Genomic DNA, 26,894 nt, shown 5'->3' on the forward strand with positions numbered 1-26,894 from the left:
AAACCCTTTTGATTTGGCTAAATAATAGTTATAATATTCTTGTAGCTCATTAAAAAATATATTGGTTGACCATCCATCAAATGCTATATGATGTACTACTATACTTGTATAGTACTCTTTGTCAGGTTGTAAGCAATAAAAACAAACTCTTATTGGTATTTCATTTGATAAATCATATACATAATTTACTGCTTTTTGTAATTCCGTTTCTAATTCTATCTTGCATGTTATAACTATTTTATTTATCTCTAATAAGTCTTTGGTATTATCCAAGACTAGTTGATATCCTAGTCCTTCCGTATTTTCCTTAATTAATGTTCTTAAAATCTCATGTCTTGCCACTACAGCTTTAAGGCTCATTTCTAATGTATCAAGATTGATATCAGCAGATAACTTATATAACATTGGTATATTATATGCGTTTGTTCCTTCTTCATACTTTTCAATAAACCATAGACGCTCTTGTGCAAATGATAATAATTGTTGTTCTGCGTTACTTGTACTAACTTTACTTATATTAGTGCTAGATTCTGCATTATCTTTTAAATACTCTATTAATCTTTCTATGCTGTGAGATTTAAAAATGGTGGCTATGCTTACATTTCTATCTAACTCTTTACTTAATTTACTTACTAGCCTAATTGCTAGAATACTATTTCCTCCCAATCTAAAGAAATCATCACGAATTCCTACTTTATCTACTTCTATCCCCAATACCTCAGCCCATATTTGACACATCTTTGCTTCTAGTTCATTGCGTGGGGCAAGATAATTATCCTTATCAGTAAACTCAGTATCTGGTAATGCTTTTCTGTCTAATTTGCCATTAATTGTTAATGGTAGTTTCTCTAAATGTACTAAAGTACTTGGTACCATATATTCTGGTAATTTAAACTCTAGATAAGTAAGAATATCTGATTCCTTGAGTTTGTGATCTGATACGTAATACCCCACCAGGTATTTGTTACCTGTAGAATCATCAGCACTTACGTACTCTCGCACTACTACAACACTTTGCTTAATACCCTCATATGACAGAAGAGCTGACTCTATTTCTCCTAACTCTATCCGATACCCCCTAATCTTAACCTGAAAGTCATTTCGTCCTATATATTCCAAATTACCATCAGGAAGTAAACGAGCCAGGTCTCCTGTTCTGTACAATCTTGCATTCTCACCTTGCCTTAATTCTTTTTCTGTTCTAAACGGATTTGCTATAAATTTCTCAGCCGTTAAATCCGCTCTGTTTAAATATCCTCTGGCAAGTCCCACTCCTCCTACATACAATTCACCTATAGCTCCAAAAGGAAGAGGAGTTAGGTTACTATCTAAAATGTAGACCTTAGTGTTTGAGATCGGTGTACCTATTAAATTAGTAGTGTCTCCATTATTATAATTATTTAAACTAGCACATACTGTTGTTTCAGTTGGACCATAAGCATTTATTGTTTTTATATTGTTATTTAAATAATAATCCAATACATTTTGACTGACCATATCTCCTGCTACCACTAAAGTATCCAGTTTTAGTAAATGTTGATAATTTAACAATAAAGGTGGTATCGTTGCTATATCAATAACATTATCTTCTATACATCCGCTTAGTAAGCTTATATTTTGCCTAATATTATTATTTATTACATATATAGTATTCCCACTACATATAGTTGAATAAATTTCCCATACGTGAGCATCAAATACATAATTTGCATACCACAAACAATTTTTACTTTTCTTAGCATCAGTTAATCCAAGTTCTTCGCTTTGTAGTGTTACTAAGTTTGTTATTCCCCTATGCCCTATCATTACACCTTTAGGATTACCTGTAGTACCTGAAGTATATATTACATATGCAAGATTTGTACTTTCTGTTCTAGTAACAGGAGAGAATATAGATGCAGTGACCAATACTTCTTGCACTTCTGCAGAATCTACCACAATCACACTTGTATTAGCTTCCTTATCAATACCATCAAGCCTTTCCTGATATATACTGTTAGTTAATAACACCTTTGCCCTCGTATCATTAACTATATACGCTATTCTACTATCAGGATAGCCTGGATCCATTGGTACATATGCTCCACCTGCCTTAAGTACCGCAAGTATACTAATTAGCATGTATTCACTTCTGTCCAAACAAAGTGCTATTAATGTATCAGGCTCAATCTCCTCTCTACTTCTTATATAATGTGCTAGCTTGTTCGCTCTTTCGTTCACTTCCCTGTAGCTAAGATGTATATCCTCATATACCAATGCAATACTGTCTGAAGTCCTTTCTACCTGCTCCTCAAATAATCCATGTATCGTCTTATCACATGGATATTCTTTGCCTGTATCGTTCCAATTATAAACTATCCGTTCATACTCTTCCTTATTTAAGTAACCTATATCTGATATCTTCGCTTCTACTTGACAATTACTTATTTGCTCTACTATTTTAAGGTATGTATCCTTTAATCTATTTATTGTCTCTTCTGTATATAGACTTACTGCATAATTAAAACCTCCTCTTAAAATCTCTTGGCTATCATCTATAAATGTTTCTATATCAAATTTTGCCACGTTATACAAATTTGTATCTGATACATATCCTTGTAATAACTCTGATTTTGTATTAAAACCAAAATTTTGCAACCCAAACATAACCTGGAATATAGGGTGCCTGCTTGTATCTTTTTCTACTTGTAACTCTTCTACTAATTTCTCAAATGGTAAATCCTGATGAAGTTGTGCTTCTATTACCTCCTTGCTTACAGTTTCTATAAACTCTTTAATTGTACTTGTTGACCTTATTTGAGTTCTTAAAACTATAGTGTTTACAAAAAATCCTATTAAGTTCTCTACTTGATTATAATGCCTGTTAGATACAGCTGTCCCTATTATTATATCATCCTGATTACTATAAACCCTTAGCATTAAATAATATGCTGACAATAATACACTATATAGACTTACTTTTAATTCTTTTGCCAACTCTCTTAAGCTTATCGATACTCCTTTATCAATTTCAAAATAAATATTCTTTCCACTATAATTTACCTGTTTTAGTCTTTGTTTATCTGTAACTAGATTTAATGTCTCATAATTTTCTAGTTTACTTCTCCAATAGTTTAACTGACTATCTAGCCTATCACCACTTAAGTAATTCCTTTGCCATAATGCAAAGTCTTTATATTGAATCGTAATATCAGGAAGATTTAGTTTAGCCTCAAACCCTTTTGATTTGGCTAAATAATAGTTATAATATTCTTGTAGCTCATTAAAAAATATATTGGTTGACCATCCATCAAATGCTATATGATGTACTACTATACTTGTATAGTACTCTTTGTCAGGTTGTAAGCAATAAAAACAAACTCTTATTGGTATTTCATTTGATAAATCATATACATAATTTACTGCTTTTTGTAATTCCGTTTCTAATTCTATCTTGCATGTTATAACTATTTTATTTATCTCTAATAAGTCTTTGGTATTATCCAAGACTAGTTGATATCCTAGTCCTTCCGTATTTTCCTTAATTAATGTTCTTAAAATCTCATGTCTTGCCACTACAGCTTTAAGGCTCATTTCTAATGTATCAAGATTGATATCAGCAGATAACTTATATAACATTGGTATATTATATGCGTTTGTTCCTTCTTCATACTTTTCAATAAACCATAGACGCTCTTGTGCAAATGATAATAATTGTTGTTCTGCGTTACTTGTACTAACTTTACTTATATTAGTGCTAGATTCTGCATTATCTTTTAAATACTCTATTAATCTTTCTATGCTGTGAGATTTAAAAATGGTGGCTATGCTTACATTTCTATCTAACTCTTTACTTAATTTACTTACTAGCCTAATTGCTAGAATACTATTTCCTCCCAATCTAAAGAAATCATCACGAATTCCTACTTTATCTACTTCTATCCCCAATACCTCAGCCCATATTTGACACATCTTTGCTTCTAGTTCATTGCGTGGGGCAAGATAATTATCCTTATCAGTAAACTCAGTATCTGGTAATGCTTTTCTGTCTAATTTGCCATTAATTGTTAATGGTAGTTTCTCTAAATGTACTAAAGTACTTGGTACCATATATTCTGGTAATTTAAACTCTAGATAAGTAAGAATATCTGATTCCTTGAGTTTGTGATCTGATACGTAATACCCCACCAGGTATTTGTTACCTGTAGAATCATCAGCACTTACGTACTCTCGCACTACTACAACACTTTGCTTAATACCCTCATATGACAGAAGAGCTGACTCTATTTCTCCTAACTCTATCCGATATCCCCTAATCTTAACCTGAAAGTCATTTCGTCCTATATATTCCAAATTACCATCAGGAAGTAAACGAGCCAGGTCTCCTGTTCTGTACAATCTTGCATTCTCACCTTGCCTTAATTCTTTTTCTGTTCTAAACGGATTTGCTATAAATTTCTCAGCCGTTAAATCCGCTCTGTTTAAATATCCTCTGGCAAGTCCCACTCCTCCTACATACAATTCACCTATAGCTCCAAAAGGAAGAGGAGTTAGGTTACTATCTAAAATGTAGACCTTAGTGTTTGAAATAGGCTTGCCTATCTCTCTAGAAAAACTGGAATTATAGTGCTTTAAACTTGTATATACGGTAATTTCCGTAGGACCATACGCATTTATTATTGTTAAATTATTGTTTTGATAACAACTTAATAATTTCTTATCAATTGTATCTCCTCCTATTATAAGAGTGTCTAATTTTAAAATATCAATATTATTTAATAATACAGGTGGCAAAAGTGCTATATCAATAGTATTATCTTCTATATATCCGCTTAGTAATCTTATATCTTGCCTAATATTATTATTTATTACATATATAGTATTCCCATTACATATAGTTGAATAAATTTCCCATACGTGAGCATCAAATACATAATTTGCATACCACAAACAATTTTTACTTTTCTTAGCATCAGCTAACCCAAGTTCTTCGCTTTGTAGTGTTACTAAGTTTGTTATTCCCCTATGCCCTATCATTACACCTTTAGGATTACCTGTAGTACCTGAAGTATATATTACATATGCAAGATTTGTACTTTCTGTTCTAGTAACAGGAGAGAATATAGATGCACTGACCAATGCTTCTTGCACTTCTGCAGAATCTACTGCAATCACACTTGTATTAGCTCCCTTATCAATACCATCAAGCCTTTCCTGATATATACTGTTAGTTAATAACACCCTAGCCCTCGTATCATTAACTATATACTCTATTCTACTATCAGGATAGCCTGGATCCATTGGTACATATGCTCCCCCTGCCTTAAGTACCGCAAGTATACTAATTAGCATGTGTTCACTTCTATCCAAACAAAGTGCTATTAATGTATCAGGCTCAATCTCCTCTCTACTTCTTATATAATGTGCTAGCTTGTTCGCTCTTTCGTTCACTTCCCTGTAGCTAAGATGCATATCTTCATATACCAGTGCAATACTGTCTGGACTCCTTTCTACCTGCTCCTCAAATAATCCATGTATCGTCTTATCATGTGGATATTCTTTGCCTGTATCGTTCCAATCATAAACTATCTGTTTATAATCCTGTTCAGTAAGGCATAATTTAGTACCACCTGGATTATTTAATATATTAAGTAAGGATTTTTGATAATATACTGTAAAATAATCCAGAAAATCTTGACTAATATAATTATCATGCACACTAAATTTTACTAGAAACATGGATTCTTTATATTGAGATACACTAAGAACAAATGGTATATTTGTTCTTTCATATCCTTCAAAAGATTCCAGATTAGAATAACTATCATTAAATATGTGAAAATGTATAAAATTAAATGCAAAATCATACAATTCTTGTTTAAATAACGACTTTATATATCCATAAGGTAAATGTTTATATTGTTGCAATCTAACCTTAGTTGCAAATACTTCTAATAGCTTACTAGAATAGTTTGATGTATTATTTATATTAAATCTAAATGGAATAGTATTTAAAAATAAACCAAATAACTTATCTCCCCCTTCTTTTTCCAGACGATTGTTTACTACTTGACCAACCATTATATCAGTATTATTTGTAAAGAATGATAAAGTTTCTAGATACGCTAATAAAAATATACTATCAATACTAATCACTAAATCTTTAGCCAACCTATGTATCAAAGTGACTTGTTCGGTAGATAAATTAATAAATTTATCATATAGGCTATTTTCAGATGTTACTTTATCAAATTTCCAATTAACTTTTGTAACATTGTAATTGTCTAAATATTCTTTCCAGAAAGTTGCATTCCTTTGATCTTCGATTGCCAATATTTCATTTTGAACAAATTCTCCATATTGCAAATCTGGAATTGGTATGATAGGCTTATCATTTACATATGTTTGTATAAACTCATTTATTAAAGACGCTACACTCCAACCATCTGTAATTGCATGATGGAATGATAATACAAAATCAAAACTATTACCTAAATCATTAACTATTAATCTAAATAAACCTGGTTTATTATAACCAAAACCATTCCTTTTTTCCTGTACTACTAAATCTACAGTCTTTTGATTTTTATAGAGTTGATAATCTAGTTTACTATCTTTGTGTATAATAACATTCCAGCCGTTATCATTTAGGACGAATGCTGCCCTCAATAACTCATATTTATTGACCAAAGATTTCCAGATAGATAAAAGTTTATATTCATTATACCTAGCACTAATTAAATAAGAAAATATGTCGTGATATGTACTTTTATCATTCATATTGGATTCTAACAGCATGCCAATTTGTAGATAGCTTGCAGGATAAATATCTTCTATCAATTCAAAATTAGAGATTATATCCTTATAATTTTCTATATTTACGAGACTAAATGGTATATATGATATAACTTGTTCGTCATTGTTAGTAGTAAAAATAGTTTCTGCTAAGTTAGATATACATTTTAATTTAAATATGTCTCTAACTTTAACACCTGATTTAAATTCTATATTTACCTTACTTACCAACCTAATTGCTAAAATACTATCTCCACCCAATCTAAAGAAATCATCACGAATTCCTACTTCATCTACTTCTATCCCTAATACCTCAGCCCATATTTGACACATCTTTGCTTCCAGTTCATTGCGTGGGGCAAGATAATTATTCTTATCAGTAAACTCAGGATATGGTAATGCTTTTCTGTCTAATTTGCCATTGATTGTTAATGGTAGTTTCTCTAAATATACTAAAGTACTCGGTACCATATATTCTGGTAATTTAGACTCTAGATAAGTAAGAATATCTGATTCCTTGAGTTTGTGATCTGATACGTAATACCCCACCAGGTATTTGTTACCTGTAGAATCATCAACACTTACATGCTCTCGCACTACTACAACACTTTGCTTAATGCCCTCATATGACAGAAGAGCTGACTCTATCTCTCCTAGCTCTATCCGATATCCCCTAATCTTGACTTGAAAGTCATTTCGTTCTATATATTCCAAATTACCATTAGGAAGTAAACGAACTAGGTCTCCCGTTCTGTACAATCTTGCATTCTTACCTTGCCTTAATTCTTTCTCTGTTCTAAACGGATTTGCTATAAATTTCTCAGCAGTCAAATCAGTTCTGTTTAAATATCCTCTGGCAAGTCCCACTCCTCCTACATACAATTCCCCTATAGCTCCTATAGGTAATGGGATTAGATTACTATCTAAAATATAGGCTTTTAAATCCGGTATAAGCTTTCCTATATCTGAATTGTTGCTTATATCATCTTTTTTCAACTGCTTATATGTAACATGTACTGTAGTTTCCGTAATTCCATACATATTTATTAATTTTGGAGTATTATCACTATAATACTCAAACCAACCTTTTAGTTGTTCTAAATTTAAAGCCTCTCCTCCAAATATTATATATCTGAAACTTGTTAGCTTATTATTACTAATAACTATATCAGCAAATTGATAAAAAGCCGTGGGTGTATGGTTTAGTACTGTAACTTTTTGTTGCTGACAAAGTTCATAAAATATATTCAAGTCTCTTGATTTTTCATTAGATAGAATTATTAATTTCCCACCATAATTAAATGCACCCCATATCTCCCATACACTAAAATCAAATATATACGAATGAAATAATGTCCAAACATCGTTATGATTAAATTTATACCATTCATGTGTAGCGGTTAATAACCTTATTATATTGCTATGTAGTTGTAACACACCTTTAGGATTACCCGTAGTACCTGAAGTATATATTACATAGGCAAGGTTCGTACTTTCTGTTCTAGTAACAGGAGAGAATATAGATGCAGTGACCAATACTTCTTGCACTTCTGCAGAATCTACCACAATCACACTTGTATTAGCTTCCTTATCAATACCATCAAGCCTTTCCTGATATATACTGTTAGTTAATAACACCTTTGCCCTCGTATCATTAACTATATACGCTATTCTACTATCAGGATAGCCTGGATCCATTGGTACATATGCTCCACCTGCCTTAAGTACCGCAAGTATACTAATTAGCATGTATTCACTTCTGTCCAAACAAAGTGCTATTAATGTATCAGGCTCAATCTCCTCTCTACTTCTTATATAATGTGCTAGCTTGTTCGCTCTTTCGTTCACTTCCCTGTAGCTAAGATGTATATCCTCATATACCAATGCAATACTGTCTGAAGTCCTTTCTACCTGCTCCTCAAATAATCCATGTATCGTCTTATCACATGGATATTCTTTGCCTGTATCGTTCCAATTATAAACTATCCGTTCATACTCTTCCTTATTTAAGTAACCTATATCTGATATCTTCGCTTCTACTTGACAATTACTTATTTGCTCTACTATTTTAAGGTATGTATCCTTTAATCTATTTATTGTCTCTTCTGTATATAGACTTACTGCATAATTAAAACCTCCTCTTAAAATCTCTTGGCTATCATCTATAAATGTTTCTATATCAAATTTTGCCACGTTATACAAATTTGTATCTGATACATATCCTTGTAATAACTCTGATTTTGTATTAAAACCAAAATTTTGCAACCCAAACATAACCTGGAATATAGGGTGCCTGCTTGTATCTTTTTCTACTTGTAACTCTTCTACTAATTTCTCAAATGGTAAATCCTGATGAAGTTGTGCTTCTATTACCTCCTTGCTTACAGTTTCTATAAACTCTTTAATTGTACTTGTTGACCTTATTTGAGTTCTTAAAACTATAGTGTTTACAAAAAATCCTATTAAGTTCTCTACTTGATTATAATGCCTGTTAGATACAGCTGTCCCTATTATTATATCATCCTGATTACTATAAACCCTTAGCATTAAATAATATGCTGACAATAATACACTATATAGACTTACTTTTAATTCTTTTGCCAACTCTCTTAAGCTTATCGATACTCCTTTATCAATTTCAAAATAAATATTCTTTCCACTATAATTTACCTGTTTTAGTCTTTGTTTATCTGTAACTAGATTTAATGTCTCATAATTTTCTAGTTTACTTCTCCAATAGTTTAACTGACTATCTAGCCTATCACCACTTAAGTAATTCCTTTGCCATAATGCAAAGTCTTTATATTGAATCGTAATATCAGGAAGATTTAGTTTAGCCTCAAACCCTTTTGATTTGGCTAAATAATAGTTATAATATTCTTGTAGCTCATTAAAAAATATATTGGTTGACCATCCATCAAATGCTATATGATGTACTACTATACTTGTATAGTACTCTTTGTCAGGTTGTAAGCAATAAAAACAAACTCTTATTGGTATTTCATTTGATAAATCATATACATAATTTACTGCTTTTTGTAATTCCGTTTCTAATTCTATCTTGCATGTTATAACTATTTTATTTATCTCTAATAAGTCTTTGGTATTATCCAAGACTAGTTGATATCCTAGTCCTTCCGTATTTTCCTTAATTAATGTTCTTAAAATCTCATGTCTTGCCACTACAGCTTTAAGGCTCATTTCTAATGTATCAAGATTGATATCAGCAGATAACTTATATAACATTGGTATATTATATGCGTTTGTTCCTTCTTCATACTTTTCAATAAACCATAGACGCTCTTGTGCAAATGATAATAATTGTTGTTCTGCGTTACTTGTACTAACTTTACTTATATTAGTGCTAGATTCTGCATTATCTTTTAAATACTCTATTAATCTTTCTATGCTGTGAGATTTAAAAATGGTGGCTATGCTTACATTTCTATCTAACTCTTTACTTAATTTACTTACTAGCCTAATTGCTAGAATACTATTTCCTCCCAATCTAAAGAAATCATCACGAATTCCTACTTTATCTACTTCTATCCCCAATACCTCAGCCCATATTTGACACATCTTTGCTTCTAGTTCATTGCGTGGGGCAAGATAATTATCCTTATCAGTAAACTCAGTATCTGGTAATGCTTTTCTGTCTAATTTGCCATTGATTGTTAACGGTAGTTTTTCTAAATGTATTAAAGTACTCGGTACCATATATTCTGGTAATTTAAACTCTAGATAAGTAAGAATATCTGATTCCTTGAGTTTGTGATCCGATACGTAATATCCTGCCAGGTATTTGTTACCTGTAGAATCATCAACACTTACATGCTCTCGCACTACTACAACACTTTGCTTAATGCCCTCATATGACAGAAGAGCTGACTCTATCTCTCCTAACTCTATCCGATATCCCCTAATCTTAACCTGAAAGTCATTTCGTCCTATATATTCTAAATTACCATCGGGAAGTAAACGAGCCAGGTCTCCTGTTCTGTACAATCTTGCATTTTCACCTTGCCTTAATTCTTTTTCTGTTCTAAACGGATTTGCTATAAATTTCTCAGCCGTTAAATCCGCTCTGTTTAAATATCCTCTGGCAAGTCCCACTCCTCCTACACACAACTCCCCTATAGCTCCTATAGGTAATGGAATTAGGTTATTATCTAAAATGTAGACCTTAGTGTTTGAGATCGGTGTACCTATTAAATTAGTATCTCCATTTTTTATTTGTTTACCTGATGCATATATCGTTACTTCTGTTGGACCATAATAATTATATAACTTATAATCATTTGACCAATACTTACCTGTATTTATATCACATGGCTCTCCTGCGTATATTATTCCGCAAAGTGCCTTATATTTAGCCTTTGGTAAATTAGATAATAATATTGGAGGTAAATATACATAATTGATATTATTTTTTCTAACATAAGAACTAATTAAATAAGAATCATATCTTATTGTATCATTTAATAAATGAATCTCTCCACAACGAAATAATGCTGTAAAAAACTCTGAAACTGATACATCAAAAATATAAGATGTAAAGGCTGTTATCTTGTTGCCTTTTTTCAAATCATATACATCATTTAATGATGCGATGGTATTTACCACCCCTCTATGCCCTATCATTACACCTTTAGGATTACCTGTAGTGCCTGAAGTATATATAACATAGGCAAGATTTCTACTTTCTGTTCTAGTAACAGGAGAGAATATAGATGCACTGACCAATGCTTCTTGCACTTCTGCAGAATCTACCGCAATCACACTTGTATTAGATTCTTTATCAATACCATCAAGCCTTTCCTGATATATACTGTTAGTTAATAACACCTTTGCCCTCGTATCATTAACTATATATTCTATTCTGCTATCAGGATAGCCTGTATCCATTGGTACATATGCTCCACCTGCCTTAAGTACAGCAAGTATACTAATTAGCATATATTCACTTCTGTCCAAACAAAGTGCTATTAATGTATCAGGCTCAATCTCCTCTCTACTTCTTATGTAATGTGCTAGCTTGTTCGCTCTTTCGTTCACTTCCCTGTAGCTAAGATGTATATCCTCATATACCAATGCAACACTGTCTGGACTCCTTTCTACCTGCTCCTCGAATAATCCATGTATAGTCTTATCACGTGGATATTCTTTGCCTGTATCGTTCCAGGTATATACTATTTGAGTGTATTGTTCCTTGGATAATAGATTATAACCCTTAATATAATTTAAATTTTTTATATTTTCTATGTTTACTAATTCCTCTAGTATTTCAGTAAATAATCTTTTATAACTCTCTATAAATTCTTTTAATAAACTTATTTCTATTCTATCTAACTTATATTTTATTCTATAATTAATTTCTTCATTTCTAATTTCTTGTTCAAATAACACATCATTTATTAAATCAATATTTGTACTATAATTTACTTTACTTTCTACGTTTACAAATTCCAAAATTTTGTCTTTTAAATTTGTTTGAGAAAATGAAATATTTAATACTTCTTTATTCAATGCAGATATAATGTTAAAAATGGGTAAATAACTATGATTTATATCATTGGGTCTTAGTGCTTTTATAAACTTTTTTGTTTGATTAAAAATATCTAAAATAGTACTTATTGTACTAAAATCATAAGGAATCATTATAGTGTTAATGTAAGCCCCATGTATAAAATCCGCTCCTTTCTTTATAGCTACTGGATAACTTATACAAAAGCTATTTTTACCACTATATTTATTTAGCAATATTGCAATTATACTTTTACCATATAAATATGGTGTTACTACGTATTTTTTCTTTAACTTATTTAATTTAAAAAATATTTCTTTGTCAAAACTAAATCTTATTTCTCCAACATCACTTAATGATTGTATTTCTAAATTATCATTTAATATTTTATTCTTATTTAATTTTAAAAATCTTAAATCTATTGGTTCTATTTCTTTTAATTTTTCTTTCCAAAAAGACTTACTTTTTTCTTTATTTAGATATACATACTCTGATAATTCTATAGATAATTTTGTTATCTTTGATAATTGTTCTTCTTTAGAAGTGCCACTTTTACAAAATTTATTATTATAATAATTCGATAATTCTTGTATAAAATAATCCATTGTTTGTCCATCTATAACAATGTGATGCAAAACAATTATTAATCTATAATTATTATTGTTTACTTTTACTAACCCGAATCTATACAAAGGACCTGTTTCTAAATCAAACGGTTTTTGTATATAAGATAAAATCTTGCTATTGGGTATTTTTTTTTCAAAAAAGTCTATTTCATGGATTGTATCATTTTTTACCCAATACAAATCTTTATCTTTATTGTCTATATGACTATTAAGTATAACATAATCTGATATAAATCTTTTTATAGCATCGTTTAACCTTTGTATTTCCAGTAAACCAGAAAGATTTTGATCAAAAACTATATTGTAGTCACTTCTATTTTGATCTAACTTCCATTCGTTATAAAATATTTTAGAATAAGGAGCTAATGGTATCTTATACATAACAATTTTAAACCTTTAATTATTTTCACATAACAGATCATTTTTAACCATCAAAATATCAATTTAAAATCAATTTGGTTTCTGGACGCCTTATCAATAAAGCTCTAGAGACCTCTTGCAAAAAACCCCTTCTACTCACAAGTGGCACTGCAACACAGCTATCGAAAGTTAGAAGAGGAAAGGGTTTTAAGAGGATCTCGTAGATAAAAAAGTATACTATCTTTAAATAAATTCCTTCTCAATGAGCAAGGAAAATTATATTAGTAGGTTTATATTTTAACTAATACTTAATTATAGCTACTTAACCTTACCTATGAAATCTCTCTAAAACCGCTTCCTCTTCTAACTTTCGACAGTTGTGGGTGCTGCCAATGAAAGCAGACAATCTATTAGTCTTGCTATATAGTTGGTGGTATGTTAATAGGTACCTCTTTTTACTTTATTTATAATTTCTTCAATTTATTATAAACTCCGAAAATGAGAATTTTAGGAATTATCCAGGTATTATTTATGACATAGCAATTCCATCTGTTGTCTAAGACTTTTTGGTCTCATATCAATCCATACTTCTTTTACATAATTTAGAACCTCCTCTTTCTTCCCCTTAGGTCCCACTTGTTTCCAACCTAGTGGTATTTCCTTCCAAGCAAACCATATTGAATATTGCTCTTCTTCACTTACTAAGCATATATATTCTGCATTATCTTCTTCTGACATATCTTCTCCTATCTTATTTATTAATATCAATTTACAGTTCTAGTATTACTGTTTATTAATTCTTCTTCTACAACTTGTAAACATCCTGATCCTTTTCTTGTGTCAAGGTCAATATCAACTATACATCTTACTTGATTGTAATTTAGGTTTGTAGTACCTTCAATATGCAGCATTCCTTTCCCATTACTAAAATCTAATTCTTTTACATTGGTGTTGTTTAAATCAACATTAATACCCAATTCCGTACCACCTCTAGTTTGGGTAAATTTTACATGAATATAACCATCCTCTATCCTTTGTTTTATTTCTTCATATGGTTCATCTCTATGACCTATTACCACCTCATGTTTACCTTCACTTAATCTTTGCACTAATTCATTGATCATATTTACCTACTCGCTTTATTATTTATTAATTAGTTTTGTTACAGTATCTATATTCTAAAAGCTGTTCAAGAGTATAAACCTTTAAGATATGTTTTTATTCATTCGGTTAATCTCCTTACCCCTTCTTGAATTAGTTTTTTAGCTGTTTTTACATCCTTCCAACCCAAAACTTTCACCTATTTGCCTTTTTCAAGATATTTATAATGCTCAAAGAAATGTTGTACCATTAGTTTAAATAGAACACTGAGATTACTAATACTCTTTGATATCGCCAAAAGAAATATCTACCTTATTAACAGGTACAGCAATAATTTTTTCATCCATTCCTGATTCATTCTCCATTATCAATACTCCAACGGATCTATATTTTATTATAGCCCCAGGAACAACAGGATAATTTACCATAAGATTAAGTCTATTTTAAAATGAAATAGGCTTATCTTAATATCTAGAAAACAGAAAAAATAACTAACTTAATAAATGATAAACCATTTAACAAGCTATAATTTTAATATAATGAATGAAAATTAATATTTCTGCCAATAAAAAATTAAAAAAAACTATTAATTCTTTTATAAAATGATAAAATAGTTACAGTAGCTAATTTTATAAAAAATTTACTAGGTTGTGTACCTATCTTAACCATAAGACAACAGAGGCAAGAGCTGAAAAACCCATAAAGGAAGAGGCTTTTTTATCAAATCTGGCAAATACACTTCTAAAATGCTTAATTTTATTAAAGAAACACTCGATTAAATGTTGTTCTTTATAAAGATATTTATCATATGTCGCTGTATTTTATGATTTCGTTTTGGTGGAATTATAGGAATACTATTTTGTGCTACAATTTGCCCAATGAAGGCATCGCTATCATAGGCTTTATCAGCAATAACATTTGCGTATTCAAATCCTTCAATTAATAATGCAAACAATGCATATATTATTACCTACAGAAGATAAAGACTGTTATTTACGGTCAGATAGTGATAAAATTTTATGAAGCAAAACGCCATAATATATCAATAAGTTTACCGAAGGATACTAATGATAAATTAAGTATACCTCAGATTCCTAAAGCTATCCTAGATCATTATGCAACATTAAGAGATACATTTTATAATCAAGAGAATCGTCAATCTGAAGACTCCTTAGCATAGCAAATAGCTAAAAGCATTCATTGGCTTTTTATCAATCCATTGTTAATTTGGGATTGCAACGGAGACAATGGCATTTGGTTAAAAAAACTCCAACGATAAGTTATGAGTTCTAATACCAGTTGAAATAGTTCATTCTAATATGAGCATGGAGGTTTGAATAATTAATAATTTTATGTCTATTGTGGTTCTGAAATTGTCCACTACGCCCCGCCATTCGGGACAGTTTGCTACTTTTTGCAATTCTGTGAATGGAAAAGCCAGAACGTAATGCAGGTTACAGCCCTCGAGTGTTAGGTTCGAAAATATAAAATTTAATAATTCCCTTTTTTCAGTAAGTGTCGAACCTTTAAAAGTTTCATAGGCGTTTGTACTGATACATATAAGGTCTGCAAGCTTTTTAGAAAGCTTATCATCTACTTTGTCATAACTCTTAATTAGTTCAGTTAATTCATATTGTCTTTCCTTTAATTGAGCTTTCTTACGTAAAAATTCTTCTCTAGTAAAACTGCCATCTACTAAGAAATCCATCAATCTATCGAGTTTATTTTGAATAACGGTATGCTCTTGTTTAAATTCACCAACTTCACGGTTAAATTCATAAGCCTTGCCTTGATTGACATTTATTAAATAATCCATTGTTTGTTTTAATATCTCAGGATTTTTTATTTGTAAGGTTTTTAATACTTCCTCAATTTGCCCTAATATTTCATCTTCCCTGACCCAAATAGCTTTTTTAGGATCTTCTGGACTCCAAGCTCTTAAGTAAGTCCATTCTGATATTTCGCCATTTTTATATTCTTTGCTCTTAGTATCAGAAGTAATTAAATTACCGGTAACGGCACATTTAAGCATACCTCTGAATAAAAATTCTTTACCTCTATATTGAAAAGGTTTTTTATGCCAACCCATACGTACTGCCTCACAAGCTTTAAAAGTTTCTTTATTAGTAAGTGTTTGATAATGATGCGACCACAACTCTCCTTTTACTCTCATTTCTCCATAATAAAATGTAAATTGTAATCATCTATTGACCCCCTATTGTAATAAACTATTGACCCCCCTTGACCACAAAAAAAATTAGTTAATTTTGGTTAAAATTCAGATAAAATCCCCTAAAATCATTGGTAATTTTTAATTTATATAATAGTATATTATTTTAATCTTTATTCTGCATCTTTTCCTCCTCTAAAACTTTTATTACCAGTTTCTATGATTTGACAATGATGGGTTAGCCTATCGATAATTGCCTTTGTTGCCTTAGGATTACCAAATATATCTTCCCATTCTTCAAATCTCAAATGGGTGGTTATGATAAGCGAGGACTGTTCATATAATTTTGCAAACAGCTCAAATAGTAAGAATCTAGCCTCGGGCTTTATTGGTACATAGCCCAGTTCATCTATCACAATAACATTGAACCTCTTAACTGAATCGATGAATTTGAGCTCATAGTTATGCATTCTAGCATTTAGTAATTGGCTAGCTAATTCATTTAAAGTGTAGAACCTTACCCTGCAACCCTTTTCAACTGCAGTAAATGCTAAACCAATTGCTAGATGAGTCTTGCCTGACCCAGAACCACCAATTAACATTATATTCTGCTGATTATCAACAACTTTTTGTATATCACAATGGCTAACCAATTTAGCTTGGCTAGTGTCCGAAAGTAGCTTTATTGTAGGAAACCTAGCTAGCTGTAGTCGATAACTCAATGAACGTGATTTTTTATACTGACATTCTGCTTCAAGAAGCCTTTTTAATGCTTCATATACTGCTCCCACAGGCATTTCTTTTGCTAAATCCATCTCTGTTAACTGCATCTTCATTCCTGCTAAACCCAATTTATCTAATAATAATATTAACTCCTTCATTTAATTTTCCTCCACTACTGAATAGGTTGTTAAATGTATTTTACTGTAACTGCTGCAATCAGCGTCTGGTGGAGTTTTTAACTGAATAAACTTATATTCATTGATATCTACTTGTATAGCTGGTTGTAAATACTGCTCAACTAATTTAGCACTACAGCCACCAATAGTAATTGCTAAATTACAGGCATTAGTCACCTTGTCTAATCCATACTTATTAACCAACTGCAGAATTGCTATAAATTGTTTATCACTGTCCTTGTAGTTTTCCAGTTTATTGCGTATCTTACTAAATACCTCTGGTAATAAGCTCATAAGCTCTTTAAAGGGAGCACCATTACGCAAAGCCCCTGGTTTACGTTCCAGAGCTGAGATATAATGCCATGGATTATAAATCTTCTGGTAGCGATTGAAACAGCGAACATGCTCTCCTATAACCTTGCTTTCATATAGGATAACTATCTCCCAGGCATAGGATTTAATTTGCACAGCAACACCTACATATTCACACGGAACGCTATACATATTAGTATCATATTGCACAAGGCTTAAAGGCGAAACTATAGTTGGATGCAATCTGTAAGCTGTAAATTCTCCTCTATATTTTATTAAATATGGCTTTTCTTCCTCATATACTTCAAAGATTGTCCGCTCTTTAAAGTCAGGATGCTGTCTAGTTTTAGACCAATTTAAAGACATCTCTCTGAGTTAATAATTGATATCTTCATAGCTTTCCCCTGTCAGTATTGGTGTAAAAAAGTTACGTCTAGTATCACCTACTCGTTTTTCAACTCGCCCCTTCTCCCAACCAGATGCTGGAGTACAAGCAGTCGGTTCAAATAAATAATGAGATGCCATCTGAACAAACTTTTCGTTAAAAATACGATTCCTGCCGACTAATATCTCTTTAACGGCTGTCTTCATATTATCATAAATTCCCTTCTTACAGCAGCCAGCAAAAAACTTAAAGGCTTCTTCATGTGCTTTCATCACCATCTCAAGTTGCTCGTTAGGGTAGACAATAACCAAAGAATGACGGCTGTAGCATAGTGTTATTCTTGCAGCCTTTACTCTAATAATCTCACCATCTAAACATATCTCCTCTTCTCCCCAGTCAAATTGAAAAGATTCTCCAGGTTCAAAATTTAGTGGAATAAAAACTTGTTGACCCTTTGCTTCGCGTTCTCTACGAAATGCCCTGACAATTAGATTCACAGTTTCATAACTTCCTGTGTAACCCGATATCTGTAGCTGTTGGTATAGTTTCTTTGCCGTCATTCTGCGTCGAACCGGCTCCTTGCTATTCTCTACTAATAACTGATTTAGTACTGCAAGATGATTACCAAGAACCGGTTTATCTTTGGTATATTTTGCTAACTCAAATTTGGTTTGATCACTACGAATGACTTTTTTTACTGTATTCTTTGATATATTCAATTCTCTAGCAATTTTTTTAATTGCCTTACCATCAACGTGGTACATCCTACGTATTCTTCCTATTGTTTCCACTATAAACACCCCTTTAAAACTCCTTAAAAAAAATATTAACAATATTAATTTTTCGGAGATATTGTTACTTATTTAGGGGGGCAATTTTCATTACAATTTTTCCTTTAAAGGGGTCAATAGATGATTACAATTTACATATATGGAAGATTCTGATGCTTTAAAACATGATTGGGAAGAAAGATATACAAATTGTCATTATACAGATAGGTTACTCAATAGTATACTTGCAGCAAAACTGCATAACTCTATTAAATTTTTTTGGTAGTATGAATTTATTTTATAAATTTGGGTTCCTACTATGCAAATATCACCGATTAGTAAAAAAACTGGTTGAAAAACTATCAGTTATACTATAACATTTCAATTATTAAACGTAATGAATGAATCAAAATGAAAAAGCCAAAAGTAGCGACCTTAAGTGCTGAGGAACGAGAAGAACTAATACAACATATTAAGGCAAGTTCATTAACAGGAGATGATCAGCAAGCGGTGATAGAACTTGTGAAATTTTGTAACGAACTAATAGACAAGCTAGCATCATCAAACATCAGTATAAATAAGCTTAAGGAGATGATGATTGGTTTTAAGGCAGATAACAAAAAAAAGATAGTTCAGATTCATTAAAAGAACCACCGAGTGAATCTGATAATAAGAATGGTGGTAATGAAGAAGAGTACGATGAGTCCAAGAAGAGAGATCGCAGTAATTGGCAAGGTAAATATGGATTTGATGATTATCAGGATGCAAATACCAGCTATTTAGCTCCTGAGAATTTTTGTAGTGGTGATAGCTGTCCTCACTGTGATAATGGTAAACTCTATAATAGTGAAGCTAGAAAATTGCTACAATTTACAGGTAATGCTCCAATTACAGTCAACAGATATGTAAAGAAAACGTTACGCTGTAATGCTTGCGATTATACAGTTATGAACAATAAGAATATCAACAAATGGACAAATAGTAGCAAAAGTGCAATAGTGTTACAAAAGACCTACGGTACTCCCTTCTATCGTTTATCTAGGTTGCAAAGTTTAAGCGGGGTTCCTGTATCATATAGCTCGTTGTGGCAACAATATTTAGATGTTTGGCAAGAAGGTGGTGGAGCTGAAATTTACAGGGTATTATTGGAAATGGCTGCCGAATGTAGCTCACTGAATCTTGATGATACTAGAGCTAGAATTTTAGAAATTACTGTAGCCAATAAAAAATTACGTACTCAAAATAAGAAAGGACGCAGCTGTTATACCACTACTATATGTGCTAAGACTGCCAATAATGAGGTGATAGTTTTATATTTTACCGGTAATAAGCATGGCGGGGAAAATATTGGTAACGTACTAAAGAATCGTAAGAATAGGACTGATTCTATTCATTTAATGACTGATGCAAGTAACAATAATAACCCAGTATTATCAGAAGCAGATAAAGAATTACTAGCAATAATAATTATGATCAACTGTTTATCACATGGACAGAGGAAATTTACAGATAATGAACCATACTATCCTGAAGAATGCGGATATTTTCTCAAACAAACTGGTGGGATTTACCATAATGAACATCAATGTAAAGAGATGAGCCTTGAGGAAAAGCTGAAGTACCATCAGGAACATAGCAGTAAATATATAGAAAACATATATAACAAAATAGACGAATTATTTAACGACAAGAAAGTTGAGCCTAATAGTAGGTTTGGGCAAGCTATGAAATATTGGTTAAATAATAAAGAAGGTTTGACGCAATTTTTGAAAATTCCAGTTAGCAGTCTTGATAATAATTGGGCTGAGAGGTCACTACGTACCATTATTTTACAAAGGAAGAATTCATTATTCTTTAAAACAATCAATAGTGCTGAGATACATAGTGGTCTGTATAGTATAGTAAAGACTTGTAGTGAGAACGGGATCAATGCATTTAAATATTTAAATTGGCTGCAAGAGCAGAGTAGCAAAGCAAAGAAGCATCCTACGAATTATACACCTTTTGCCTATGCAAGATATATAAATAATACGGAATTAATCGAGACGGCAGCTTAAATGACAGGAAGCCAATCATTGGAGAGTTTGGCAGAACTAGGATCGCCATTATGAATAAGAATGTGTAAGGTTCTATAACAAATCTGATAAGATGAATTATCAGATGGGGAAAGTTTTGCCGTAAATTTACCTTTGGATAGGCGTTTAGAGCATAACCAAAAGCCTTGACCGTCAAAGGACAAAATTTTAATGGCAGTTCTGTTTTTATTATAGAATAAAAACAAGTAACCATTAAGAGGGTTGGAAGAAAGTTTTTGTCTGCAAACAGCTATTAAACCATCGATACCCTTACGAAAGTCGATGGCAATAGTGGCAACAAAAATAACTGACTGAGGGGTTAGTTGCAGCATAGAAATGTTTGAATTATGGTTTTTAGCTCTAGTGTTTGAATAATAAGCTTGGTACCATTTGGCTTAATAATGTGGCAAGTGTAGTAATTTTGTTTGGGAGTAGCCACAGGATCAGTATCTATAGAATTTACTAGTTGAAATGGGAGAAAATTAATATCGTGTTGTAGAACTTTATTTGAAGTTGAGGTAGGAGAAGTTTTGAGGGAAGGTTGATGGGCTTGTTGAATTGAACTAATTATTGTTTTATTAATATTGAGATGTTTGGCTATATCTTTGCAAGAATAGTGATGGAGTAGCTGGCGAACTAATTCCTTTAGATGGTTTGGTATGGGATCAAACTTGTTAGTTTTAGTTTGACGCCAGGCTTTAAATTGCTGAGCTACTTGCTCAACAGTAATTGATGGTATTTGCATAGTAGGAACCCAAATGTATAAAATAAATTTTATACTAACAAAAAAATTAGATAGAGTTATGCAGTTTTGCTGCAAGTATACGATAAACGAGAAGTCAGTAACGTAAATTAAGGCATCACTTAGAAAGCTACTACATTGTTGTAATTTCTTGTCAATATTAGCACTATTATATTTTTTAGAAGAAAAGGACAAACAAAGCTTACCACTCTTATTAACTCGATACATACCCATGAAAGAATATTTATTTAAATAAAGAAACCGAGCAGTGATGTTAGTAGGGTCATTGCTGTCATTATGTTTTTGTACGCGATAATAATATTTTTTTGAGTGTTGTTCTTTATGGGTTGCAAATAAATCACTTACTGCTGTTGGATTCTTTTTTACAGCATTGTAGCTGGTAACTAATTCTAAATTAATATCAGATAGAAAACATTTCTGACACCTATCTTTTATTTTGAAGAATAATGCCCCACCGCCAAGAAAAGGCTCATAATAATTATTGAAGGTAGCAGGAACATATTTTATTAATTGATCAGCGAGTTTTCTTTTGCCGCCAACCCAATTAAAAAATGGTAACGGATTATTTTTAGTAGTAGCCATGATGGTAAGTATTCATTATTCAAGTACATAAATATCTCACTTATTGTATCATAAATATCACAAAAGTGCTACAATAATCATCAGTATGTTGGTAAAAATGGTGGTTCAGAAGTCAAAATCAATGAAAATACGCCCTTGCTTTTGCTAAACAATTAGCTTTATTTGGTGCAAAAAAACCTGATACAATTTTAGACTCATATTTGCCTTAGATTGGAAAAGTTTATAAGCAGTATTTATGCACTGTAAGCCTTGTAATACAAGGCTTACAGCAGCTAATTTACGGCTTACTTATCAGCTATTCAGCCCTTAACTATCAATGATAACTTTACTCACTGTCTCTGGTTTAACACTATTCTAAAAAATTTTATAAAAAAATTTACTAATTGTGAAAAAACCGCTGTACTCTGAGGAAAAATAAGGATATTTGTTAATAGACGTTACGTAGTGTAAATGTCAAGCACTAAGGTTAGATACCAAATACATCAAATTTTTCTCTAACCTCAGTGTCTACTTCACCACAGTAAAATAGGAGTTAATTCTATGCCTACCGATATTAAAAATCAACAAGAAAACAAACAAAATAAATCTACTAATGAAAATAATAATATCAGTCGTGATATTATTATTGAGTTACAACAAAATATTTTAATACACCAAGACTTCATAAAAAATACAGCTCTTAACACAAAAGCTTCCTGTAATAACATTTGGCACCGTATAGAACTACTTCATGAAGTAGTTAATTCTCAAATCAATCAGTTCTCTGCTGATATTGCCGATTATGCTAAAGAACTATTTGATTACTCTCAAAATATTCTAGATTTTACTGAGTGCTATTCAAGCTCAACTACTAGCACAAGCGTCATACCCATAATTTCTGAAAGATTTTACCCTTTTCAGTTAATAGAGAACGTTATTGCTAAACTAGTCATAACATCTAAGTATAAAGGCATAAAACTGGAGAATCATTTTGGGAATCTGCCAAGTTGTCTCATTGGCGATAGTTTTCGAATTAAAACAATATTAACTCAGTTAATTAGTAATGCCATTATTTTCACTGAGCAAGATAGTATTATTTTAACTAGCAATTTTTTTGCTGCAAAAACCTTAGAACCACAAAATGATAAAGATATTTTACAATTTGTTATTCATAATACGGCTATTGGTCTGTCTGAAGAGATGCAACAATATCTCTATAAGCAGTTAAATAGCCTCGATGGCTCTCTTATCTTTACTAGCTCTACTAACAATGGCAAAGATATTTCAGAATCAAGTATAGAATTAGGTTTAGGCTTAAACTTAATCAAACAATTTATTTACGAACTAAATGGTAAAATTGACATTAGCAGTATGCAAGGTAAAGGTACGATTGTCATTTTACAAATACCGGTAACACTGCATTCAGCTGAAGATTTTAACAATGATGAGATTAATAATGTTTAACACCATAACAAGGGAAAAACAACTGTGTTCTGATTAATGAGAGTATTTGGGGACAGGATATTACGGGGTGTCACACACTGAGGTTAGGGAAAGCAATGCAAACTAACCCCAGCGTCTATTATCTATGACAAAAATAGGAATTAATTTTATGACTACCAGTGTTAAAAATCAACAACAAAACAAATTTATTACTGAAGAAATAAATAATATCACTAATATTGCTGCACAAATACTTAGAAACATTTTGCAGAGCAATAATATAACCCACATAAATCTTACCGAAGACAAGATAGGTGTAGAAGGAATTAAGATAGTTAGCAAAGCTTTGGAGCATAATGAGCTGATAACCAAAATAAATCTTTGTAACAACAATATTGGCTCTGATGGATTAAGTCTGCTGGTCAAAACGTTAGGGACTAATCACAACTTATCTAATATAGACCTTGAATGTAACAATATTGGTGATCAAGGGGCAATAATACTAGCGGAGTTTCTAACAAATAATAAAACTATCAAGCAAATAAATCTTAGTGACAATAATATTGGTGATCAAGGAGCAATTATACTAGCCAAGTTTTTAGCAAATAATAGCAATAGCACTATAGAGCAAATGAATCTCAATGCTAATGATATTGGTGATGTTGGGTTTATCAAAATTATTCAAGCTTTGGAAATTAATGGAACCACAAGCCAAATAAATCTTAGCAATAACTATATTACTGACAATGGGGCAATGGAACTGATGAAAATTCTAGAGTCTAATAAAATTACAAGCGTAATAATAATAGATTTCACAGATTTGGAAAGTGAAAATACTAGTTATGAAGTAGAAATTTTGTTAACTAAGACTCTAGAGAACCACAACAAAAAACTGGGGAGATTGTCTATGGTTTAACAGGCTCTAAATACAAAAACCTGAATAATAAAAAATAACTTAATATTTATTCAGACTTTTGTAATATTTAGAAATTCGCTTGAAAATTCTTAAGCCTCTCCTGCTGGCTGGACAACATCTCCTGTTAATAACCTCTCAAACGCTTTATATAAATCATCGGAATTACTTGCGTCAGATAATAACAACTTACAATCATGATAACTGACTGTTTTCGTTCCTGAGCTATGTTTTATCTGTTGTGTTAGCGTTTCTTGAATTGATGACTGCCCCTTAAGCGGTGTTATTTCCCCTATAGCCACCTCTAATTGTTGCATTTTCTTTAATTGTAGCAGCATAACATCATACTTATATTCATTAACAAGCTGTTGTATTTCTTTATCACCCTTTGCTTTCAGAACATTATTCTTATGGCTATTTATTTCGGCAAGTACCGCATCATGTACCTTTTCTGGATGTGCTAATTTTTGCTCTTGTACGATTTCTTTAATTTGTTGAATTTTTTTGAAAATTCCTTGCTGCTCTTCTGCCTTTATATTATCAGCAGGAAGCAATTGTTCTTGTACAAAATCTATTCCTTGATCGATCTTCTTAGATAATTCTTCTGCTTGTAATTTGTTTTTATATAATAGTTTATTTATATCATTTTGTAACTCATAGCCTATCTTGTTTTCACCCAAATTTATTGTCGTCAAAGTGTGATTTTTCTCTAAGGCGTGTGCTAGTGCCTTCGCTCCCTCATAGCCTATATTGTTCCTCCACAAACTTATTGCCGTCAAAGTGTGATTGTTCTCTAAGGCGTCTGCTATTGCCTTCGCTCCCTCATCGCCTATCTGGTTCCATCCCAAACTTATTGTCGTCAAAGTTTTATTGTTCTCTAAGGCGTCTGCTATTGCCTTCGCTCCCTCATCGCCTATCTGGTTGCTACCCAAATCTATGTTTGTTACAGTTTTATTGTTCTCTAAGGCGTGTGCTATTGCCTTCGCTCCCTCATAGCCTATCTGGTTCCATCCCAAACTTATTGTCGTCAAAGTTTTATTGTTCTCTAAGGCGTCTGCTATTGCCTTCGCTCCCTCATAGCCTATCTGGTTGCATCCCAAATCTATTGTCGTCAAAGTTTTATTTTTCTCTAAGGCGTCTGCTATTGCCTTCGCTCCCTCATAGCCTATATTGTTCCTCCACAAACTTATTGCCGTCAAAGTGTGATTGTTCTCTAAGGCGTCTGCTATTGCCTTCGCTCCCTCATCGCCTATCTGGTTACCCCACAAATTTATTTCCGTCAAAGTTTTATTGTTCTCTAAGGCACGTGCTATTGCCTTCGCTCCCTCATCGCCTATCTTGTTGCTACCCAAATCTATGTTTGTTACAGTTTTATTGTTCTCTAAGGCGTCTGCTATTGCCTTCGCTCCCTCATAGCCTATCTGGTTATGTTGCAAATCTATTTTCGTCAAAGTTTTATTGTTCTCTAAGGCGTCTGCTATTGCCTTCGCTCCCTCATAGCCTATCCGGTTCCATCCCAAATCTATTGTCGTCAAAGTGTTATTGTTCTCTAAGGCGTGTGCTATTGCCTTCGCTCCCTCATCGCCTATCTGGCTCAATCCCAAATCTATTGTCGTCAAAGTTTTATTGTTCTCTAAGGCATGTGCTATTGCCTTCGCTCCCTCATCGCCTATCTGGTTGTCATTCAAGTTTATTGTCGTCAAAGTTTTATTGTTCTCTAAGGCATGTGCTATTGCCTTCGCTCCCTCATCGCCTATCTGGTTGTCATTCAAGTTTATTGTCGTCAAAGTTTTATTGTTCTCTAAGGCACGTGCTATTGCCTTCGCTCCCTCATCGCCTATCTGGTTACGTTTCAAATCTATTCCCTTAATATCCTTTCCTGCTTGCAAATCTTCGATAACTTTTTTAAGTATAGGTCTAGGCATAATATTTACCTCATAAATTTAATTAGTTCTAAGTAGCTTTTAGTGAAAATTAGATAGCCTACTTCTGTTTTTCTTATCCTAGATATACACTTAGCAATATGTACTAATTTTTATATTAATTAGCTTGTAAATAGGAAAAACAGCCTATAATCTTTACAAACAAACCTTATATGTAGGGCTAAATATCTAGAAAACAGACCCAAACAACTAACTCAAAAAATAACAAACCAAATTGATAGCTATTTTTAATATGATGAATGAAAATTAAAACTTGTGCAAATAAAAAAATTAAA

General features: G+C 32.0%; 17 protein-coding genes (1 of these 17 running past the window's edge). 5 read left to right on the top strand and 12 right to left on the bottom strand.

From position 1 onward, the window contains the following. From ACQH2P_RS01830 to istA, 9 genes are all read right to left on the bottom strand, one after another. A protein-coding gene (locus ACQH2P_RS01830; protein WP_425362759.1) for a non-ribosomal peptide synthase/polyketide synthase crosses the window boundary here: on the bottom strand, positions 1-13,305 show its start. It extends 26,505 nt beyond the left edge of the window; 13,305 of the gene's 39,810 nt are visible here — the first part of the coding sequence; the start codon lies at positions 13,303-13,305; its stop codon lies off the left edge, out of view. 504 nt (positions 13,306-13,809) lie between these two features. Continuing rightward, on the bottom strand, positions 13,810-14,022 hold the full coding sequence (locus tag ACQH2P_RS01835) for an MbtH family protein (RefSeq protein ID WP_425362760.1): 213 nt from the start codon (positions 14,020-14,022) through the stop codon (positions 13,810-13,812). Between the two features lie 26 nt (positions 14,023-14,048). Continuing rightward, the gene (locus tag ACQH2P_RS01840; protein WP_425362761.1) at positions 14,049-14,408 is read right to left on the bottom strand and encodes a hypothetical protein; all 360 of its coding nucleotides are present in this window, start codon (positions 14,406-14,408) and stop codon (positions 14,049-14,051) included. 252 nt (positions 14,409-14,660) lie between these two features. Continuing rightward, a complete protein-coding gene (locus ACQH2P_RS01845) occupies positions 14,661-14,813 on the bottom strand; it encodes an inorganic diphosphatase (RefSeq protein WP_425362762.1) in 153 nt (50 codons plus the stop codon). 347 nt (positions 14,814-15,160) lie between these two features. Beyond that, positions 15,161-15,340: a hypothetical protein gene (locus ACQH2P_RS01850; protein WP_425362763.1), complete on the bottom strand. Its 180-nt coding sequence runs from the start codon at positions 15,338-15,340 to the stop codon at positions 15,161-15,163. A 354-nt stretch (positions 15,341-15,694) separates the two neighbouring features. Next, on the bottom strand, positions 15,695-16,558 hold the full coding sequence (locus ACQH2P_RS01855) for a hypothetical protein (RefSeq protein ID WP_425362764.1): 864 nt from the start codon (positions 16,556-16,558) through the stop codon (positions 15,695-15,697). Between the two features lie 170 nt (positions 16,559-16,728). Further along, positions 16,729-17,436: an IS21-like element helper ATPase IstB gene (gene istB / locus ACQH2P_RS01860; protein WP_425362751.1), complete on the bottom strand. Its 708-nt coding sequence runs from the start codon at positions 17,434-17,436 to the stop codon at positions 16,729-16,731. Continuing rightward, positions 17,437-18,132, bottom strand: a complete 696-nt coding sequence (locus ACQH2P_RS01865) for a Mu transposase domain-containing protein (protein ID WP_425362750.1) — start codon at positions 18,130-18,132, stop codon at positions 17,437-17,439. It lies immediately after the preceding gene. A 9-nt stretch (positions 18,133-18,141) separates the two neighbouring features. Continuing rightward, the gene (istA, locus tag ACQH2P_RS01870) at positions 18,142-18,951 is read right to left on the bottom strand and encodes an IS21 family transposase (RefSeq protein WP_425362749.1); all 810 of its coding nucleotides are present in this window, start codon (positions 18,949-18,951) and stop codon (positions 18,142-18,144) included. Between the two features lie 130 nt (positions 18,952-19,081). On the opposite strand from istA, the gene ACQH2P_RS01875 reads away from it, so the two are divergent. The 3 genes from ACQH2P_RS01875 to ACQH2P_RS01885 all read left to right on the top strand — a co-directional run bounded on the left by ACQH2P_RS01875 (position 19,082) and on the right by ACQH2P_RS01885 (position 20,978). Further along, complete coding sequence (locus tag ACQH2P_RS01875; protein WP_425362765.1) at positions 19,082-19,207, top strand: hypothetical protein; 126 nt, start codon at positions 19,082-19,084, stop codon at positions 19,205-19,207. Between the two features lie 125 nt (positions 19,208-19,332). Continuing rightward, on the top strand, positions 19,333-19,566 hold the full coding sequence (locus ACQH2P_RS01880) for a hypothetical protein (protein ID WP_425362589.1): 234 nt from the start codon (positions 19,333-19,335) through the stop codon (positions 19,564-19,566). 302 nt (positions 19,567-19,868) lie between these two features. Further along, a complete protein-coding gene (locus tag ACQH2P_RS01885; RefSeq protein ID WP_425362590.1) occupies positions 19,869-20,978 on the top strand; it encodes an IS66 family transposase in 1,110 nt (369 codons plus the stop codon). Here the strand turns inward: ACQH2P_RS01885 and tnpB are convergent. Next, on the bottom strand, positions 20,975-21,328 hold the full coding sequence (tnpB, locus tag ACQH2P_RS01890; protein ID WP_425362766.1) for an IS66 family insertion sequence element accessory protein TnpB: 354 nt from the start codon (positions 21,326-21,328) through the stop codon (positions 20,975-20,977). The two genes, ACQH2P_RS01885 and tnpB, sit on opposite strands and share 4 nt — an antisense overlap. After that, positions 21,316-22,341: a DNA adenine methylase gene (locus ACQH2P_RS01895; protein ID WP_425362767.1), complete on the bottom strand. Its 1,026-nt coding sequence runs from the start codon at positions 22,339-22,341 to the stop codon at positions 21,316-21,318. The genes tnpB and ACQH2P_RS01895 overlap by 13 nt, the downstream gene beginning before the upstream one ends. Positions 22,342-22,881: 540 nt before the next feature. On the opposite strand from ACQH2P_RS01895, the gene ACQH2P_RS01900 reads away from it, so the two are divergent. Together ACQH2P_RS01900 and ACQH2P_RS01905 are read left to right on the top strand one after the other, a co-directional pair. Further along, positions 22,882-23,784 carry a sensor histidine kinase gene (locus ACQH2P_RS01900; RefSeq protein ID WP_425362768.1) on the top strand — a complete coding sequence of 301 codons (903 nt, stop codon included), beginning with the start codon at positions 22,882-22,884 and terminating at the stop codon, positions 23,782-23,784. A gap of 148 nt (positions 23,785-23,932) precedes the next feature. Continuing rightward, entirely contained in the window at positions 23,933-24,679 is a 747-nt protein-coding gene (locus ACQH2P_RS01905) for a leucine-rich repeat domain-containing protein (RefSeq protein ID WP_425362769.1), read from the top strand. 89 nt (positions 24,680-24,768) lie between these two features. Here ACQH2P_RS01905 and ACQH2P_RS01910 read toward each other — a convergent pair whose 3' ends face one another. Beyond that, positions 24,769-26,601, bottom strand: coding sequence for a leucine-rich repeat domain-containing protein (locus tag ACQH2P_RS01910; protein WP_425362770.1), 1,833 nt, complete (start codon positions 26,599-26,601; stop codon positions 24,769-24,771). Positions 26,602-26,894 lie beyond the last annotated feature (293 nt).

The sequence above is a fragment of the Candidatus Tisiphia endosymbiont of Hybos culiciformis genome, from assembly GCF_964030975.1.
Lineage (GTDB): Bacteria > Pseudomonadota > Alphaproteobacteria > Rickettsiales > Rickettsiaceae > Tisiphia.